Source organism: Streptomyces sp. NPDC031670 (genome assembly GCF_055580545.1).
Genome location: NZ_JBVILC010000001.1, coordinates 70,157 through 88,744 on the forward strand (window position 1 = coordinate 70,157; position 18,588 = coordinate 88,744).

The following is an 18,588-nucleotide window of genomic DNA, read 5'->3' on the forward strand; positions in this document are numbered from 1 at the left end:
CCCCCACCCAAGGAAGCCCACCGTGAACCGCACCCCCGCGCCCCACGCGCCCGACGGCCCCGGCCGCCCCACCGTCCCCCGCGGCCCTCTCGTGGCAGAGACGGTGCCGCGCCAGAAGGCGGGGATCCACGGCGAACGGCTTTGCGACGACGGCCCGGCCGAGCGGGACCCCCAGGGGGCCCCGGGGCGGGAGCACCCCGACCGGGAGCCGCTCGACGACCCGGACCCGTACGCCGCCGCCGAGGCCGCGGCCGTCGAGAACCTGCTCCGCTGCTGGGTACGGGAGAACGGCCTCGCCGCACCCGAAGGGCCCCTGCTGCGCATCCCGCTGGGCGCCAGCGGCACCGCCCTGCTCGTCCCCGTCCGGTACTGGTCGGCCACCGGCTGGCACCGCTTCGGCATGCCGGAGCTGGAGGGCGCGCCGCACGGCGCCCCGGCCGTCGACGCCGTCACCGTCGCGGCCCTGATCAACCGCGAGTCCGGCCGCGGCGAGGGCGCCGACCTGGTGGGCCGCGTTGCCGACTCGGTGCGGCGCACCGCCCAGTTCATCGCCGAACGCCGCGACCGCCCCGGGCCCGCCGACGAGGCCGACCTCTTCCTCTCCGCCGAGCAGTCCCTCCTCCTCGGCCACCCCCTGCACCCCACCCCGAAGAGCCGCGAGGGTCTCTCCGAGGCCGAAGTGCGGCGCTACTCACCCGAGTTGTACGGCTCCTTCCCGCTCCACTGGATGGCCGTCGACCGTACCGTGCTCGCCTCCGACTCGGCGTGGACGGACAACGGCCGTCCCGTCACCGCCGAGGAGCTCACCGCCCGTTTCCGCACCGGCCTCCCCGTCCCGGCGAACGCCGTGGCACTGCCCCTGCACCCCTGGCAGGCCCGTGAGCTCACCCACCGGCCGGACGTCGCCGAACTGATCGACGCCGGGCTCCTGCGCGACCTCGGCCCGTACGGCGAACCCTGGTACCCCACCTCCTCCGTACGTACGGTGCACCGGCCCGGCGCCGACACCATGCTCAAGCTCTCCCTCGGGCTGCGCATCACCAACTCCCGCCGGGAGAACCTCCGCAAGGAGCTCCACCGGGGCGTGGAGGTCCACCGGCTGCTGTGCTCCGGCCTCGCCGAGCAGTGGCAGGCGGCCCACCCCGGGTTCGACATCGTCCGCGACCCGGCCTGGCTGGCGGTCGACGCGCCGGACGGCCCGCCGGTGCCCGGGCTCGACGTGATGATCCGGCACAACCCGTTCGGCCCCGGCGACGACGCCGTCTGCATCGCGGCCCTGACCGCGCCGCGCCCGCTGCCCGGCCGCCCCGGGACCGCGATGCACTCACGGCTCGCGAACATCGTGGCCGGGCTCGCCGCCCGTACCGGCCGGCCGGTCCCGGCCGTGGCCGCCGAGTGGTTCCTGCGCTACCTCGACCAGGTCGTCCGCCCCGTGCTCTGGCTGGACGCCACGGCCGGGATCGCGCTGGAGGCCCACCAGCAGAACACGCTCGTCCTGCTGGACCCCGACGGCTGGCCGGTGGGCGGGCGCTACCGCGACAACCAGGGCTACTACTTCCGCGAGTCCTTCCGGGACGCCCTCGAACGCCGGCTGCCCGGGGTCGGCGCCACCAGCGACACCTTCGTCTCCGACGCCGTCACCGACGAGCGCTTCGCCTACTACCTCGGCATCAACAACGTCCTCGGCCTCGTCGGGGCGTTCGGCGCCCAGCGCCTGGCCGACGAGCGGGTGCTCCTCGCCGCCCTGCGCCAGTTCCTGGCCAAGGCCACCGCGCTCGGCTCACCGCTGCCCGCGCAACTGCTGGACAGCCCGGCCCTGCGCTGCAAGGCCAACCTCATGACCCGGCTGCACGGCCTCGACGAACTAGTCGGCCCGGTCGACACCCAGTCGGTCTACGTCACCATCGCCAACCCCCTCCACCGCAGCGGAACCTCATCCCCACGAACAGCTGACTGACGAGAGAGGAGCGTCGCCGTGCCTCCCACCGATGCGAGCACCGACGCCGGAGCCGGTCCCACCCCCCAGTCCGGCGGTGAGGACACCCTGGACATGCGACTGCCCTATGAACTCGTCGCGCTGTTCGGGGAGTCCAGGGCGGAGGCGGGAGGCGGCGGGGGGAGTGCGGGGGGTGGCACGGGAGGCGCACCCGGGGTGAGGGGCCTCGAAGCCGAGGCGGCTGAGGCGGAGCCCATGGACGCGGTGACCGCCGACGCCCTGACCGGTGACTGCCTGGGCCGTGACCTTATGGACGGTGACCGCCTGGACCGTGACCGCCTGGACGGGGACGGCTGGGGGGCCGACGTGGGCGGGGGCTCCGAGCAGGGCGTCCCGGGACCCGGCCCCTGGGCCTCCGCCACACCGGCCCCCGCCACACCGGCCCCCGGCGCCCCGCCGGCCGGCCCCGCGAATCCGGCCGTCCCCGCTCCCGCCGTCCCGCCCCCCTTCAGATCCCCCCTCCTCTCGCCCTTCGCCCCCCACCCCCACGGGGACGGTCTGCTCGACTGCCCGGGGGAGTGGGGGCCGACCACCACCCCCGTCGGCCTCCTCCACCTCGTCCCGGTACGCGTCGAGCGTGACCTCCCGCTTCTGAGCGCCTGGATGAACGACCCCGCCGTGGCCGCCTTCTGGGAGCTCGCGGGGCCCGACTCGGTCACGGCGGCCCATCTGCGGCCCCAACTCGACGGCGACGGGCGGAGCGTGCCGTGTCTCGGGCTGCTCGACGGCGTTCCGATGAGCTACTGGGAGATCTACCGGGCCGATCTCGACCCGCTCGCCCGGTACTACCCGGCGCGTCCGCACGACACCGGCATCCACCTCCTCATCGGTGGTGTCGCGGACCGCGGGCGCGGGGTCGGGACCGCGCTGCTGCGGGCCGTCGCCGATCTCGTCCTCGACAACCGGCCGCTCTGTCCCCGGGTGGTCGCCGAGCCCGATCTGCGCAACACCCCCTCCGTCTCCGCCTTTCTGAGCGCGGGCTTCCGGTACGCCGCGGAGGTCGACCTTCCCGACAAGCGGGCCGCGCTCATGGTCCGCGACCGCGCGCTGAGGAACCTGCTGTGAACCCGCCGCGAGCCGCCGCCGAGCACCCCCCGCGGCGTGCCGCGAACCACCCGCTGCCCTGCATACACCGCTCGAACCGAACCGGTTCCACCCCGAGGAGTCGCCTTGCCGAACCCGCTTGTCCCCGATGATTCCGAAGAACGGGAGGAACTGCTCGTCCCGCCCGAGCTGAACCGCGAGGCCTGGGACCGCGCGGCCCGCCGACTGCTCGCCAAGATGCTCGGCGCCTTCGCGTACGAAGGGATCATCGAGCCGGTCGCGCGGCGCGAGAGCGGCGGCGAGGACCACGGCCCAAAGGACGGCCCCGGGGAGCCGGGCGGGCCCCGGCGGGAACACGGCACGTACACGCAGGCGCTGGACGACGGCTCCGCCCTCACCTTCCGCGCCCGGCGCGGCGCGTACGACGACTGGCTCGTCGACGCCGACTCCGTCACCCACGGCGGACGGCCCTTCACCGACCCGCTCGCCTTCCTCACCCGGGCCCGCCGCACGCTCGGACTCGACGGCGCCACCTTCGGCCACCTCGTCGGCGAGCTCACGGCCACCCTCGCCGCCGACACCCGCCTCGACCACACCGCGCTGTCCGCCGCCCGCCTCGCGGAGCTCGGGTACGCGGAGCTGGAGGGCCACCAGACCGGGCATCCCTGGCTCGTCCTGAACAAGGGCCGGGTCGGGTTCTCGGCCGCCGACGCCGCCCGCTGGGCCCCCGAGGCCCGCAGGGCCGCCCCGCTGCCCTGGATCGCCGTCCGCACCGACCTCGCCCGCTACCGGGGCGTCGCCGCCCTCGCCACGCCCGACCGGCTCTACGCCCGGGAGCTCGACCCGGAGGTCCGCGCGGGCTACGCCGCCGCGCTGCGCGCCCGTGGACTCGCCCCCGAGGACTACCTCTATCTGCCCGTCCACCCCTGGCAGTGGGACGAGGTGGTCCTGCCGCTGTTCGCCCCGGCCGTCGCGGACGGCGCGATCGTCCCGCTGCCGGGCGACACCGACCTCCGGCTGCCCCAGCAGTCCATCCGGACCTTCCTCAACACCACGCGTCCCGAGCGGCACACGGTGAAGCTGCCGCTGTCCATCCTGAACACGCTGGTCTGGCGGGGACTGCCGACCGAGCGCACGCTCGCCGCGCCCGCCGTCACGGCCTGGATGCAGGCCCTGTGCGACGCCGATCCGTTCCTGCGCGACGAATGCGGGGTGATCCTGCTCGGAGAGGTGGCCTCCGTGGCGGTCGAGCACCCGCTGTACGACCACCTCGCCGAGGTTCCGTACCAGTACAAGGAGCTGCTCGGAGCGATCTGGCGCGAGCCGCTGCAGAGCCGGCTGGCGGGCGGTGAACGCGCGCGTACGCTCGCCTCGCTGCTCCACACCGATCCGCGCGGACGCGCCTTCACCGCCGAGCTCGTCGCCCGCTCGGGGCTCGCCCCCGGGGTCTGGCTGCGCCGGCTGTTCGGTGCGATGCTGCCGCCGCTGCTGCGGTTCCTCTACCGCTACGGGACGGTCTTCTCGCCGCACGGCGAGAACGCGATCGTCGTCTTCGACCAGCACGACGTGCCCGTCCGTCTGGCGATCAAGGACTTCGTGGACGACGTCAACGTCAGCGCGGAACCGCTGCCCGAGCACGACTCCATGCCCGACGACGTACGCGCCGTCCTGCTCACCGAGCCGCCCTCCTTCCTCACCCAGTTCATCCACTCCGGCCTCTTCGTCGGAGTCTTCCGCCATCTCGCGCCGCTGTGCCGGGAGCACCTGGGCGTCGCCGAGGGCGACTTCTGGGCGCTGGTGCGTGACGAGATCCTGCGCCACCAGGCCAGGTTCCCCGAGCTCAAGGAGCGCTACGAGATGTTCGACCTGCTCACGCCCAGGATCGAGCGGCTCTGCCTCAACCGGAACCGGCTGCACCTCGACGGCTACCGGGACCGCCCCGAGCGCCCGCACGCGGCTGTCGCGGGCACCGTCCCGAACCCGCTCGCACCGCCGGCGTGATCGGATTGTCAGTGGTGCCCCGTAGGGTGGTCGGGCTATGACGAAGCCATCTCTCCCCGAGCTCCTGCACGCCGCCGTCGCCGCCGTCGGCGGCCTGGAGCGCCCCGGCCAGGTCACCATGGCCACAGCCGTCGCCGACGCCATCGACAGCGGTTCCCACCTGCTCGTCCAGGCCGGCACCGGCACCGGAAAGTCCCTGGGCTATCTGGTGCCGGCGCTGGCGCACGGCGAGCGCGTCGTGGTGGCCACGGCGACCCTGGCGCTCCAGCGGCAGCTCGTGGAGCGTGATCTTCCGCGTACGGTCGACGCGCTGCATCCGCAGCTGCGGCGCCGCCCGGAGTTCGCCATGCTCAAGGGCCGCTCGAACTACCTCTGCCTGCACCGCCTCCACGAGGGCGTGCCGCAGGAGGAGGAGGACGGGCTCTTCGACCAGTTCGAGGCCGCCGCGCCCACCAGCAAGCTCGGGCAGGACCTGCTGCGGATGCGGGACTGGGCGGACGAGACGGAGACCGGCGACCGGGACGATCTGACGCCGGGAGTCTCGGACCGGGCCTGGGGCCAGGTGTCCGTCTCCTCGCGCGAGTGCCTGGGCGCCTCGAAGTGCGCGTACGGGGCGGAGTGCTTCGCGGAGATGGCCCGCGAGCGCGCCAAGCTGTCGGACGTGGTGGTCACCAACCACGCCCTGCTCGCGATCGACGCGATCGAGGGCGCCCCGGTGCTCCCGCAGCACGAGGTGCTGATCGTCGACGAGGCGCACGAGCTGGTCTCCCGCGTCACCGGCGTCGCCACGGGCGAGCTCACCCCGGGGCAGGTCAACCGGGCGGTGCGGCGGGCCGCCAAGCTCGTCAACGAGAAGGCCGCCGACCAGCTCCAGAGCGCCGCCGAGGGCTTCGAGCGGCTGATGGAGCTCGCGCTGCCCGGCCGCCTTGAGGAGATCCCGGAGGACCTGGGGTACGCGCTGATGGCGCTGCGCGACGCCGCTCGTACGGTGATCTCGGCGCTCGGCTCCACCCGCGACAAGTCCGTCCAGGACGAGGACGCGGTGCGCAAGCAGGCCCTCGCGGCGGTGGAGAGCGTCCACGCGGTGGCGGAGCGGATCTCCAACGGCTCCGAGTACGACGTGGTCTGGTACGAGCGGCACGAGCCCCGCGGCGGCGCCGCGTACCGGCACAGTGGCGCCTCGCTGCGGGTCGCCCCGCTCTCCGTCTCGGGGCTGCTGCGGGAGAAGCTCTTCGCGGACCGCTCGGTGGTGCTCACCTCGGCGACGCTCAAGCTCGGCGGCGACTTCAACGGGGTGGGAGCCTCGCTGGGCCTGGCGCCGGAGGGCACCGAGGGCGAGGACGTGCCGCAGTGGAAGGGCATCGACGTGGGCTCGCCCTTCGACTATCCCAAGCAGGGCATCCTCTATGTCGCCCGCCATCTGGCCACCCCGGGCCGGGAGGGCTCGCGCGGCGACATGATGGACGAGCTGGCGGAGCTGGTCGAGGCGGCCGGGGGCCGCACCCTGGGCCTCTTCTCGTCGATGCGGGGCGCCCAGGCCGCCGCCGAGGAGCTGCGCGGGCGGCTGGACAAGCCGGTCCTGCTCCAGGGCGAGGACACCCTGGGCGAGCTGATCAAGACGTTCGCGGGTGACCCGGAGACCTGTCTGTTCGGCACGCTGTCGCTGTGGCAGGGCGTGGACGTGCCGGGTGCGAGCTGCCAGCTGGTGGTCATGGACCGAATCCCGTTCCCCCGGCCCGACGATCCGCTGATGAGCGCCCGTCAGAAGGCGGTGGAGCAGAACGGCGGCAACGGCTTCATGGCGGTCGCGGCCACCCATGCCGCGCTGCTGATGGCCCAGGGCGCGGGCCGGCTGGTCCGGGCGACGGGCGACCGGGGCGTGGTCGCGGTGCTCGACCCGAGGCTGGCGAACGCGCGCTACGGAAGCTATCTGCGGGCTTCGCTGCCCGACTTCTGGTACACCACGGACCGCAACCAGGTGCGGCGCTCGCTCGCCGCGATCGACGCGGTGGCGAAGGGGGAGGGGAAGTAGTTCCTCGGCTGCGGGTCGTCTGTGGCTGGTCGCGCCGTTCCCCCCACCCCTGGACGCCGCGCCGGGGCACGGCAGGGCCCCGGGACCGGCGCAGTGGGTCCCGGGGCCGGTCCTTGCCGACGGGTCGGTCAGACCCGCCGCAGCACTGCCACCACCTTGCCGAGGATGGTCGCCTCGTCGCCGGGGATGGGCTGGTACGCGGCGTTGTGCGGGAGGAGCCAGATGTGGTTGTCCTCGCGCTTGAACCGCTTCACGGTGGCTTCGCCGTCCAGCATCGCGGCGACGATGTCGCCGTTCTCCGCGACCGGCTGGCGGCGCACGGTGACCCAGTCGCCGTCACAGATCGCGGCCTCGATCATCGAGTCACCGACGACCTTCAGGACGAAGAGCTCGCCGTCGCCGACCAGCTGGCGGGGGAGGGGGAAGACGTCCTCGACCGACTCCTCGGCGAGGATGGGGCCACCGGCGGCGATCCGGCCGACCAGCGGCACATAGGAGGCCGCGGGCTTGCCGGTGGTGTCGGTCTGCTGGCTGCTGGGCTGGTCCGAGCCGCGCACCTCGTACGCCCGGGGGCGGTGGGGGTCGCGGCGGAGGAAGCCCTTGCGCTCCAGGGCCATGAGCTGGTGGGCGACCGAGGACGTGCTGGAGAGACCCACCGCCTGACCGATCTCCCGCATCGACGGCGGGTACCCCCGGCGCTGGACGGAGTCGCGGATGACCTCGATGACCCGCCGCTGCCGGTCGGTGAGACCGGAGCTGTCCGCCCTGATGCCCGGAGGCCGCCCGGGCAGCGAGCGCGTGGACCGCGCGGGATCGCCGCCCTCCTGGTTCGTGACTGCGTCATTCATGGCATGCACCGGCTCAAGTCGGGTCTGGGAGCGGTCCTGGGCAGTGATGGTGGCACTGTCTGCGGTGGTGGTCACGTCGGCCCCTCTCGAAATGGTCTCCCTAGCTGGACAACGGTAGTAGCTTTCGAAAGGTTGCGCCAAACACACGTTCGAGTGAAAAATCGCAGAACGCGTGACGTGACGATAAGGCCGGGTGTATGCGGCGCCAGTCGCCGGGGCCCGGTCGAACCCCGGGACCGCAGGCATTTCGGGCGATTACGGTACCCTTCACCACCGACGCCGATACCCCTGGGGGCGCGCCGCGCGGCAGCCCTCCGGACGACCGGACGCATCGCCGGACCGTGCGTGCGTACGACCGTGACGCGAGGGCCGGTACCGCGCTCCGCGGGGCCCCAGTCTGCCATCCGGTCGCCCGAAAACGCGGTCGGGCGCGCCCGGGGCGAGGTCCGCGGCGGGGGTGTCCCGGCGGACCGCCGCCGGTGCTGCCCCGGTGCTCCGCCGGTCGTCCGTCGCCCTGCGGGCCCGCGCGGACACGGGCCGGAACCGGACGCCCGGACGCTGTTCCCTGCGCGACCGATCCGCGACACGCGGTAGTGGACGGTTGTCGGTGAAACCCCAGATCTAGTGGTTGGATTGCCCCCGCCACCCAGAAGTTGTGGTCGTTGGTCCTTCTGGCCGCGCCCATCGCCTATGCTGGTGCCTGCTTCGACGGGGCCTGTTCAGGCCTGACGAGGCTATTCAGTCGTGCTGTGAAGGAGGGTTGGGATCCATGCACTGCCCCTTCTGCAGGCACCCCGACAGCCGTGTCGTCGACAGTCGGACCACCGACGACGGCACGTCGATCCGCCGGCGCCGCCAGTGCCCCGACTGCTCCCGTCGCTTCACGACGGTGGAGACGGCCTCGCTGATGGTCATCAAGCGGTCGGGCGTCACCGAACCCTTCTCGCGCACCAAGGTCATCTCCGGCGTCCGCAAGGCGTGCCAGGGACGGCCGGTCACCGAGGACGCCCTCGCCAAGCTCGGCCAGCGGGTCGAGGAGGCGGTGCGCGCCACCGGCAGCGCCGAGCTGACCACCCATGACGTGGGTCTGGCCATACTCGGCCCCTTGCAGGAGCTCGACCTCGTCGCGTACCTGCGCTTCGCGTCCGTGTACCGGGCGTTCGACACCCTCGAAGACTTCGAGGCCGCCATCGCGGAGCTCCGCGAACAACGGCCTCCCGCGGACGACGCGGACGCGCGCGCGGCAGGAGCGACCCCCGCGGTCCCCGTGCCCGCCACCGCCGCCGACTGACCGGCGGACCCCGGCCGCCGATCGGCGGCGATCCAGGACCTGTCACGGGTGCTCTGCGCGGCGCCCGGGACACAAGACACACACCGTGCCACGGGAACATTCGGGCACTTTTGGGCGTTTTCGCCCGCGTATGGGAGGCGGCATGACAGAGACGACGAGCGGCCCGGCACGAGGATCCCGCACCAAGGGCTCCAAGCCGGCCAAGGGCCTGCGTATCGAGCGCATCCACACCACCCCCGGCGTGCACCCGTACGACGAGGTGACCTGGGAGCGTCGTGACGTCGTCATGACCAACTGGCGCGACGGCTCGATCAACTTCGAGCAGCGTGGCGTCGAGTTCCCCGACTTCTGGTCGGTGAACGCGGTCAACATCGTCACCAGCAAGTACTTCCGCGGGGCCGTCGGCACCCCGCAGCGCGAGACCGGTCTCAGGCAGCTCATCGACCGGATCGTGAAGACGTACCGCAAGGCCGGCGAGGACCACGGCTACTTCACCTCGCCCGCGGACGCCGAGATCTTCGAGCACGAGCTGGCGTACGCCCTCCTGCACCAGATCTTCAGCTTCAACAGCCCCGTGTGGTTCAACGTGGGCACCCCGCAGCCCCAGCAGGTCTCCGCCTGCTTCATCCTGTCCGTCGACGACTCCATGGAGTCGATCCTCGACTGGTACAAGGAAGAGGGCATGATCTTCAAGGGCGGCTCGGGCGCCGGCCTGAACCTCTCCCGTATCCGCTCCTCCAAGGAACTCCTCTCCTCCGGCGGCAACGCGTCGGGTCCGGTCTCCTTCATGCGCGGCGCCGACGCCTCCGCCGGCACCATCAAGTCGGGCGGCGCCACCCGCCGCGCGGCCAAGATGGTCATCCTCGACGTCGACCACCCCGACATCGAGAACTTCATCGAGACCAAGGTGAAGGAGGAGGAGAAGATCCGCGCGCTGCGCGACGCGGGCTTCGACATGGACCTGGGCGGCGACGACATCACGTCCGTCCAGTACCAGAACGCCAACAACTCGGTCCGGGTGAACGACGAGTTCATGAAGGCCGTCGAGACCGGCGGCAAGTTCGGGCTGCGCGCCCGGATGACCGGTGACGTCATCGAGGAGGTCGACGCCAAGTCGCTCTTCCGCAAGATGGCCGAGGCCGCCTGGGCCTGCGCCGACCCCGGCATCCAGTACGACGACACCATCAACCACTGGCACACCTGCCCGGAGTCCGGCCGCATCAACGGCTCGAACCCGTGCAGCGAGTACATGCACCTGGACAACACGTCCTGCAACCTCGCCTCGCTGAACCTGATGAAGTTCCTCAAGGACGACGGCCAGGGCCACCAGTCCTTCGAGGTCGAGCGGTTCGCCAAGGTCGTCGAGCTGGTCATCACCGCGATGGACATCTCGATCTGCTTCGCCGACTTCCCCACCCAGAAGATCGGCGAGAACACCCGCGCCTTCCGCCAGCTGGGCATCGGCTACGCCAACCTCGGCGCCCTGCTGATGGCCACCGGCCACGCGTACGACTCGGACGGCGGCCGGGCGCTCGCCGGCGCCATCACCTCGCTGATGACCGGCACCTCGTACAAGCGCTCCGCGGAGCTCGCCGCGGTCGTCGGCGCGTACGACGGCTACGCCCGCAACGCCGAGCCGCACCAGCGCGTCATGAAGCAGCACGCCGACGCCAACACCAAGGCCGTCCGCGTGGACGACCTGGACTCCCCGATCTGGGCCGCCGCCACGGAGGCCTGGCAGGACGTGGTCCGGCTCGGCGAGAAGAACGGCTTCCGCAACGCCCAGGCGTCGGTCATCGCCCCGACCGGCACCATCGGTCTCGCGATGTCCTGCGACACCACCGGCCTGGAGCCCGACCTCGCGCTGGTCAAGTTCAAGAAGCTGGTCGGCGGCGGCTCGATGCAGATCGTCAACGGCACGGTGCCGCAGGCGCTGCGCCGCCTCGGCTACCAGCCGGAGCAGATCGAGGCGATCGTCGCCCACATCGCCGAGCACGGCAACGTGATCGACGCCCCCGGCCTGAAGACCGAGCACTACGAGGTCTTCGACTGCGCCATGGGTGAGCGCTCCATCTCCGCGATGGGCCACGTCCGCATGATGGCGGCCATCCAGCCGTGGATCTCGGGCGCGCTCTCCAAGACGGTCAACCTGCCGGAGACGGCGACCGTCGAGGACGTCGAGGAGGTCTACTTCGAGGCGTGGAAGATGGGCGTCAAGGCGCTCGCGATCTACCGCGACAACTGCAAGGTCGGCCAGCCCCTCTCCGCGAAGACCAAGTCGGCGGAGAAGGCGGAGGTGACGGCGAAGGCCGAGGACACCATCCGTACCGCCGTCGAGAAGGTCGTCGAGTACCGCCCGGTCCGCAAGCGTCTGCCCAAGGGCCGTCCCGGCATCACCACCTCCTTCACGGTCGGTGGCGCCGAGGGCTACATGACCGCCAACTCCTACCCGGACGACGGGCTGGGCGAGGTCTTCCTGAAGATGTCCAAGCAGGGCTCGACCCTCGCGGGCATGATGGACGCGTTCTCGATCGCCGTCTCGGTCGGCCTGCAGTACGGCGTTCCGCTGGAGACCTACGTCTCGAAGTTCACCAACATGCGGTTCGAGCCGGCCGGTATGACCGACGACCCGGACGTGCGGATGGCGCAGTCGATCGTCGACTACATCTTCCGCCGCCTGGCGCTGGACTTCCTGCCCTTCGAGACCCGCTCGGCCCTCGGCATCCACTCCGCCGAGGAGCGTCAGCGCCACCTGGAGACCGGTTCGTACGAGCCGACCCTGGAGGACGAGGACATGGACGTCGAGGGACTGGCCCAGTCCGCTCCCCGTCAGACGGAGACGCTGAAGGCCGTCGCCGCGCCGAAGCCGGCCATCGTCGAGCCCCCGAAGGCGGTGCACAACTCGGCGGAGCTCGTCGAGATGCAGCTCGGCGTCAGCGCCGACGCGCCGCTCTGCTTCTCCTGCGGCACCAAGATGCAGCGGGCCGGCTCCTGCTACATCTGCGAGGGCTGCGGCTCGACCAGCGGCTGCAGCTGACCGCGGGCGCTCCTGGTGTGAGCGCTCCTGAGGCCGCGTAGGCCCCGCCCTGTGGGGACCGGCGATTCGCCGGTCCCCACAGGGGTGTCCGGGAGTGGAACAGCCCCGGCGGCCCGGCGTGGGCGGGAGTCAGACCGTCCGCGCGCCCATCGCGGCGGTGAAGGCGTCCGGCTCCAGGTCGAAACCGCGCACGCCCGGGTGGAGCTGCCAGGCGCCGCCCGGGGACCTGACGAACTCCGCGACCGTCGCGGCCGTGCAGTGCGCCACGGCGGAGAAGTCGTCCCTCGCCAGCTCCGTGTAGCCCTCGCGGATGTGCACCTCCGGGTTGGCCACATCGCCGAAGACCAGCCGGTCCGGGCGCTGCTGGATGACGACGCCGACCACGATCCGGCCGTGCGCCTCGGGCTGGCGGGCGAACTCCACCGTCAGTACCTCGTCGTCCCCGAAGCCCATTCCGGTGGTGCTGTCGCGACTCATGTAGACCGTGCCGTCGGGGGAGCGGCTGTCGAAGTGCACCAGATAGGCGGGGCTGCCGTACGGGTCGGACGCCGGGTAGACCGCCGCGATCACATCGAGGTCATGCGCCGGGGTACCGGCCGGGCTCGGGTCCCACCGCAGTGCCACCTCGACCTTGCCGAGTCCCTTGCTGAATCCGCTCATCCCCAAACCCCTCCCCAGGACGGCCTGTTGGCGGGCCGCACGGTGACCATGCTGCCACGCGCGCGCGGCCCTGTCGGTCCGCCGGAGTGGGACCGGGGCGGGGGGCCGGAGCCGTACGATGGCGCGGTGCTGGTCAAGTGGATTCGCTGCACGGTGGTCGACCGTCCCGGCTTCGACCGGGGGCAGCGGAAGTGGGCGGGACTGCTGGGGGAGCCGGGGTTCAGGGGCCAGGGCGGCGGGTGGAGCAGAGGACGGCCCGATGTGGCGCACGTCTTCACCTTCTGGGAGAGCCGCGCCTTCTACGACTCCTTCATGGCGCGCGCCCACGACCGGCTCGCCGCCGCGCAGTCCGGTACGTACAAGGACGCGCGCGCCAAGCTGTTCGACCACCGCTTCGACGTGAAGACCGGCTTCGAGCCGCGCTTCACGGACGCGGACGTGGTGCGGGTGGCGCACTGCCGGGTGCACGGCGACCGCGTGGAGCACTTCACCTCGGCCCAGGAGCGCATCTGGAACCCGGCGATGGCCGGGTCGCCGGGGATGCTGCGGGGGATGTTCGGTGAGGCCCCGGGGCAGGAGTTCCTGGTGCTGTCCATGTGGCGGTCGGCGGCCGAGCACGGCAAGTACCGGGCCGACCGGGTGGAACGGCTCACCCTGCGGGCGGGGACGGCCGCGGACGTGGCCGGCCTTTCGGGGGCCGTCGTCGACCTCAACCCCAGCTGGACGGTGTGAGCGATACGCCGGATGGCGGCCGGACGGATGCTCGCAAGGCGGACCGGCGATCTAGGGTTGACGCATGGCAAGACCGCGTCGCATCGTCCTCGTCCGGCACGGCGAGTCGGAGGGGAACGCCGATGACACCGTGTACGAGCGCGAGCCCGACCACGCGCTGCGGCTCACCGAGGCCGGGCGGCGCCAGGCCCGGGCTACCGGGGAGCGGCTGCGGGAGACGTTCGGACGCGAGCGCGTCAGCGTGTACGTCTCGCCCTACCGGCGCACCCACGAGACGTTCCGGGAGTTCGGCCTCGACCCGGAGCTCGTGCGGATCAGGGAGGAGCCGAGACTGCGCGAGCAGGACTGGGGGAACTGGCAGGACCGCGACGACGTCCGCCTGCAGAAGGCCTACCGGGACGCGTACGGGCACTTCTTCTACCGCTTCGCGCAGGGCGAGTCGGGGGCGGACGTGTACGACCGGGTGGGCTCGTTCCTGGAGAGCCTGCACCGCAGCTTCGAGGCCCCGGACCACCCGCCCAACGTGCTGCTCGTCACCCACGGACTGACGATGCGGCTGTTCTGCATGCGCTGGTTCCACTGGACGGTGGCGGACTTCGAGTCGCTCTCCAACCCGGGGAACGCGGAGACCAGGACGCTGCTGCTGGGCCCGGACGGGCGGTACACGCTGGACCGGCAGTTCGAGCGGTGGCGCGTCCCCGAGCCGTACGGCATCACCGGATAGAGTGGGTGTGCGATGACCGCTGACTCCACACTCGACTCACGCTTCGAACGCGCGCTGGCCAGCCTGCGCGGGCTGGCGGTGGGAGACGCCCTGGGCTCCCAGTTCTTCGTCCCCGCGCACTATCCGCTGCTCAAACGGCGCGAGCTGCCCGCGGGCCCCTGGCAGTGGACCGACGACACCGAGATGGCGTGTTCGGTCCTGGCCGTCCTGGCCGCCCACGGCCGTATCGACCAGGACCGCCTCGCCCGCTCCTTCGCCGAGCACCACGACTTCGACCGGGGGTACGGCCCGGCCGTCAACCGGATGCTGCGGCTGATCCGGGAGGGCGGGGACTGGCGGGAGCTGGCCGCCGCGCTCTTCAACGGACAGGGCTCGTGGGGCAACGGCTCCGCGATGCGGATCGCGCCGCTGGGCGCCTGGTACGCGGACGACCCCGAGCAGGCGACCCACCAGGCCGAGATCTCCTCGTACACCACCCACCAGCACCGCGAGGCCGTGGTGGGCTCGATGGCGGTCGCCGCCGCCGCCGCGCTCGCCGCCGACCCGGCCGGCCCGCCGACCCCGGCGGCGCTGCTGGACGGCGTCGTCGCGCTGGTGCCGCGCAGCGCGGTCGGCGCGGGGCTGCGGCGGGCGCGGGACATGCTGGACTACGGGGACCCGGCCACGGTCGCCGCGGTGCTCGGGTGCGGGCGGCGGACCAGCGCGCACGACACGGTGCCGTTCGCGCTGTGGTCGGCGGCGCGCGGGCTCGGCGACTACGAGACGGCGTTCTGGACGACCGCGCAGGTGGGCGGAGACGTCGACACCACCTGCGCGATCGTCGGCGGGGTGATCGCGGGAGCGGTGGCCGGGGCGCCCCCGGCCGAGTGGCTGGCGCGGACCGAGGAACTGCCGGAGTGGGTCCCGGCGAGGGCTTCGGCCTGAGCCCGTCCTCGCCGGGGCCGGGGACCGGCGGGCGCGTCAGCCCGCCGGCACGCCCGCCTTGCCGCTCAGCGCCTCCAGATCGCTTCTGCGGACCTGGATGACGAAGACCGAGACCAGCACGGCGAGCCCCACCAGCGCCACGGCGGCGATGAAGGCCGTGCCGATGCCGTGGGCCAGCACCTCGTCGCTCCAGGGCGCGGGCAGCTGGTGGGTCCTGGCGAAGGCTGCCTTCTGCTCCGGCGAGCCGTGCGCGAGGAAGTCCTTGAGCTGCGTCCTGCCCTCGTCGCGGCTCGCGGTGCCGAAGACCGTGGTCAGGATGGACAGGCCCAGCGCGCCGCCGACCTGCTGGGTGGTGTTGAGCAGGCCGGACGCGGCTCCCGACTCGCTGTCGGCGATGCCGGAGACCGCGGTGAGGGTGAGGGTGACGAAGTTGAGGCCCATACCGAAGCCGAAGAGCAGCAGCGGGCCGATGATGCCGCCGGTGTAGGTGCTGTCCGGGTCGATCAGGGTGAGCCAGGCCATGGCGCCCGCGGTGATCAGCGAGCCGGTGACCACGATCGGCTTGGGGCCGAGGCGCGACAGCAGGTTCGTGGCGAGCCCGGCCGCGAGCACGATGGCCAGGGTCGAGGGGAAGAACGCGATGCCGGCCTTGACCGGGCTGTAGTGCAGCACGTTCTGCACGAAGAGCACGATGAAGAAGAACATGCCGAACATGGCCGCGGCGAGGCTCAGCATGATCACGTACGTACCGGAGCGGTTGCGGTCGGCGAACATCCGCAGCGGGGTGATCGGCTGCGGGGAGCGCCGCTCCACCGCGACGAAGGCGAGCAGCAGGACGACGGCCGCGCCGAAGGACGCCAGGGTGAAGCCGTCGCGCCAGCCCTCGTTCGCGGCGCGGATGAACCCGTAGACCAGCGCGGCCATGCCACCGGTCGAGGTGAACGCGCCGGCCAGGTCGAAGGTGCCGGGGTGGCGCTCGGACTCCCGGATGCAGCGGGGCGCGAGCGCCGCGATGACCAGGCCGATGGGGACGTTGACGAAGAGCACCCAGCGCCAGTTGAGCCAGTCCGTGAGCATGCCGCCCGCGATGAGGCCGATGGCGCCGCCGCCCGCGGAGACGGCGGAGAAGACGCCGAACGCCCGGTTGCGCTCGGGGCCTTCGGGGAACGTCGTCGCGATCAGGGCGAGCGAGGTGGGGGAGGCGATCGCGCCGCCGATGCCCTGGAGGGCGCGGGCGGCGAGCAGTTGCCAGGGCTCCTGGGCGAAGCCGCCGAGCAGCGAGGCGAGGGTGAAGACTAGGATGCCGGTGATGAACATCCGGCGCCGCCCGAGCAGGTCGCCGGCCCGGCCCCCGAGCAGCAGCAGCCCGCCGAAGGTCAGCGCGTAGGCGTTGATCACCCAGGTCAGGTCGCTGGTGGAGAAGCCGAGGGAGGTCTGGATGTGCGGGAGGGCGATGTTCACGATCGTCGCGTCCAGGACGACCATCAGCTGGCACATCGCGATGACCGCGAGGGCGACGCCGCGGCGGTCGGGGCGCGGGGGGTGCGGGGAGTGCGGTTGGGTGCCGGGCTTCGCGTCTATCTGATCTGACGTCATAAAGGGTCCCCTCAAGACGTACTAGGAAACGCCACCGTTCACTAAGGAGACCCTAGCGAGCCCGTGAGAGTGAACACAAGCGTTCACTATGGGAGTTGGGGCAGGCGGGCGGCCCGGGTGGGACCCCGTACGGGGGGTCCCGGGACGGCGTTCCTGGTCAAACCGCTGAGGGGCGACCACCATAGGGAGGCGGACCCCGTCCCCAACGGAGAGAAGACGATGGCTACTTCGCGCTGGGCAGCCGCCGACGAGGCCCCGCCCCGGCCGCGGGCCTCGCCGCGCCGACGGGGCCCCGTCCTGGAGCGGGCGATCCTCGACGCGGCCCTGGAGCAGTTGAGCACGGTCGGCTGGAACGCCCTGACCATGGAGGCGGTGGCCGCCGGGGCGCAGACCGGGAAGGCTGCGGTGTACCGGCGCTGGCCCTCCAAGGAGGAGCTGGTGGTGGACGCCCTGCGGTCCGGGTTCCCCGATCTGGACCGCGCCGAGGACCACGGCTCGGTGCGCGAGGACCTCTACCAGCTCTGTCTGCGGCTGCGCGGGGCGATGTACTCGCGGTCGGGGTTCGCGCTGCGCTCGGTGCTTTACGAGTGCGACGCCGCCAGCGCCGACCGGTTCCACGGCCTGGTCCTGCGGCGCCTGGTCGAGCCCGCCCAGCGGCTCTTCGGGGAGGTCGTCCAGCGCGGGATCGCCCGGGGCGACGTACGGGCGGACGCCCGCGCGGACGTGATCTTCGACGTGATCCCCGGACTGATGATGTTCCGCGCGAAGGTACGCGGAAGCGAATGGCCCGACGAGGCGGTCGCGGAGATGATCGATCACGTGATGGTGCCGCTGCTGCGGCCCGGGAACGCCTGATCGCGTGTGCGGGAGGGGCCGGCCGGGCGGTCGGTCCGCCGGTACAAGGTGGCCGGGGTGTTCTCGGCGGCGCGGGCGGCGTAACCTTGCTGGCGCCATGCCGTACGAACCACCCACCCACACCGTCGAGCGCTCGCTTCGCGCCACCACCGGATGCAAGATCATCGCCGGTGTCGACGAGGTCGGACGCGGGGCGTGGGCCGGTCCCGTCACGGTGTGCGCCGCGATCACGGGGCTGCGCCGGCCGCCCGCGGGTCTGACCGACTCCAAGCTCATCAGCCCCAGGCGCCGGCTCGAACTGGCGGGGGAGCTGGAGTCCTGGGTGACGTCGTACGCGCTCGGGCACGCGTCCCCGCAGGAGATCGACGAGCTCGGGATGACCGCCGCGCTCCGTCTCGCCGCCGGCCGCGCGCTGGACGCGCTCCCGGTACGCCCGGAGGCGGTGATCCTCGACGGCAAGCACGACTACCTCGGTGCGCCGTGGCGGGTCCGTACCGTCATCAAGGGGGACCAGTCCTGCGTCGCGGTCGCGGCGGCCTCGGTGATCGCCAAGGTGCGCCGCGACGCGATGATGGCCGAACTCGGGGGAGCGGCCGGGGAGTACGAGGTGTTCGGCTTCGCCGACAACGCCGGCTACCCCTCGCCCACGCACAAGACGGCACTGGAGGAGCTGGGGCCGACCCCGCACCACCGGATGTCCTGGGCGTACCTCGACGCCATGCCGCGCTGGCGGCACCTGAAGAAGGTCCGGATCCCGGCGCCGGCCACCGCCCTGGAAAGCGGGGGCCAGCTCGGCTTCGACTTCTGAAATCCCTGGACTTTCCCCGCCCTTTACGGGGAGACTCCGC

Annotated in this window: 14 protein-coding genes; 11 read left to right on the top strand and 3 right to left on the bottom strand. The window is 72.2% G+C overall.

Going from position 1 to position 18,588, the window contains the following annotated elements:
* Nucleotides 1-22 precede the first annotated feature (22 nt).
* From ACZ5ID_RS00330 to ACZ5ID_RS00345, 4 genes are all read left to right on the top strand, one after another.
* Entirely contained in the window at nucleotides 23-1,957 is a 1,935-nt protein-coding gene (locus ACZ5ID_RS00330; protein WP_468892011.1) for an IucA/IucC family protein, read from the top strand.
* 288 nt (nucleotides 1,958-2,245) lie between these two features.
* The gene (locus ACZ5ID_RS00335) at nucleotides 2,246-3,061 is read left to right on the top strand and encodes a GNAT family N-acetyltransferase (RefSeq protein WP_468893124.1); all 816 of its coding nucleotides are present in this window, start codon (nucleotides 2,246-2,248) and stop codon (nucleotides 3,059-3,061) included.
* 105 nt (nucleotides 3,062-3,166) lie between these two features.
* A complete protein-coding gene (locus tag ACZ5ID_RS00340) occupies nucleotides 3,167-5,041 on the top strand; it encodes an IucA/IucC family protein (RefSeq protein WP_468892013.1) in 1,875 nt (624 codons plus the stop codon).
* Between the two features lie 37 nt (nucleotides 5,042-5,078).
* Complete coding sequence (locus ACZ5ID_RS00345; protein ID WP_468892015.1) at nucleotides 5,079-7,073, top strand: ATP-dependent DNA helicase; 1,995 nt, start codon at nucleotides 5,079-5,081, stop codon at nucleotides 7,071-7,073.
* 128 nt (nucleotides 7,074-7,201) lie between these two features.
* Here ACZ5ID_RS00345 and lexA read toward each other — a convergent pair whose 3' ends face one another.
* A complete protein-coding gene (lexA, locus tag ACZ5ID_RS00350) occupies nucleotides 7,202-7,996 on the bottom strand; it encodes a transcriptional repressor LexA (protein WP_406554318.1) in 795 nt (264 codons plus the stop codon).
* A 694-nt stretch (nucleotides 7,997-8,690) separates the two neighbouring features.
* On the opposite strand from lexA, the gene nrdR reads away from it, so the two are divergent.
* Nucleotides 8,691-9,212: a transcriptional regulator NrdR gene (gene nrdR, locus ACZ5ID_RS00355; RefSeq protein ID WP_468892017.1), complete on the top strand. Its 522-nt coding sequence runs from the start codon at nucleotides 8,691-8,693 to the stop codon at nucleotides 9,210-9,212.
* Between the two features lie 142 nt (nucleotides 9,213-9,354).
* Nucleotides 9,355-12,249, top strand: coding sequence for a vitamin B12-dependent ribonucleotide reductase (locus tag ACZ5ID_RS00360; protein ID WP_468892019.1), 2,895 nt, complete (start codon nucleotides 9,355-9,357; stop codon nucleotides 12,247-12,249).
* 129 nt (nucleotides 12,250-12,378) lie between these two features.
* Here the strand turns inward: ACZ5ID_RS00360 and ACZ5ID_RS00365 are convergent, their stop codons facing one another.
* On the bottom strand, nucleotides 12,379-12,909 hold the full coding sequence (locus tag ACZ5ID_RS00365; RefSeq protein ID WP_468892021.1) for a TerD family protein: 531 nt from the start codon (nucleotides 12,907-12,909) through the stop codon (nucleotides 12,379-12,381).
* 126 nt (nucleotides 12,910-13,035) lie between these two features.
* Between ACZ5ID_RS00365 and ACZ5ID_RS00370 the strand changes: the two genes are divergently transcribed.
* The 3 genes from ACZ5ID_RS00370 (at nucleotide 13,036) to ACZ5ID_RS00380 (ending at nucleotide 15,289) form a co-directional block, all read left to right on the top strand.
* The gene (locus ACZ5ID_RS00370) at nucleotides 13,036-13,641 is read left to right on the top strand and encodes a YdbC family protein (protein ID WP_468892023.1); all 606 of its coding nucleotides are present in this window, start codon (nucleotides 13,036-13,038) and stop codon (nucleotides 13,639-13,641) included.
* A 64-nt stretch (nucleotides 13,642-13,705) separates the two neighbouring features.
* Nucleotides 13,706-14,365 carry a histidine phosphatase family protein gene (locus tag ACZ5ID_RS00375; RefSeq protein ID WP_358837747.1) on the top strand — a complete coding sequence of 220 codons (660 nt, stop codon included), beginning with the start codon at nucleotides 13,706-13,708 and terminating at the stop codon, nucleotides 14,363-14,365.
* Nucleotides 14,366-14,377: 12 nt separating this feature from the next.
* Entirely contained in the window at nucleotides 14,378-15,289 is a 912-nt protein-coding gene (locus ACZ5ID_RS00380) for an ADP-ribosylglycohydrolase family protein (RefSeq protein WP_468892025.1), read from the top strand.
* 36 nt (nucleotides 15,290-15,325) lie between these two features.
* Here ACZ5ID_RS00380 and ACZ5ID_RS00385 read toward each other — a convergent pair whose 3' ends face one another.
* Entirely contained in the window at nucleotides 15,326-16,885 is a 1,560-nt protein-coding gene (locus ACZ5ID_RS00385) for an MFS transporter (protein ID WP_468892027.1), read from the bottom strand.
* A 219-nt stretch (nucleotides 16,886-17,104) separates the two neighbouring features.
* On the opposite strand from ACZ5ID_RS00385, the gene ACZ5ID_RS00390 reads away from it, so the two are divergent.
* Nucleotides 17,105-17,740, top strand: coding sequence for a TetR/AcrR family transcriptional regulator (locus tag ACZ5ID_RS00390; protein ID WP_468892029.1), 636 nt, complete (start codon nucleotides 17,105-17,107; stop codon nucleotides 17,738-17,740).
* A gap of 97 nt (nucleotides 17,741-17,837) precedes the next feature.
* On the top strand, nucleotides 17,838-18,548 hold the full coding sequence (locus ACZ5ID_RS00395; protein ID WP_468892031.1) for a ribonuclease HII: 711 nt from the start codon (nucleotides 17,838-17,840) through the stop codon (nucleotides 18,546-18,548).
* Nucleotides 18,549-18,588: the final 40 nt, after the last annotated feature.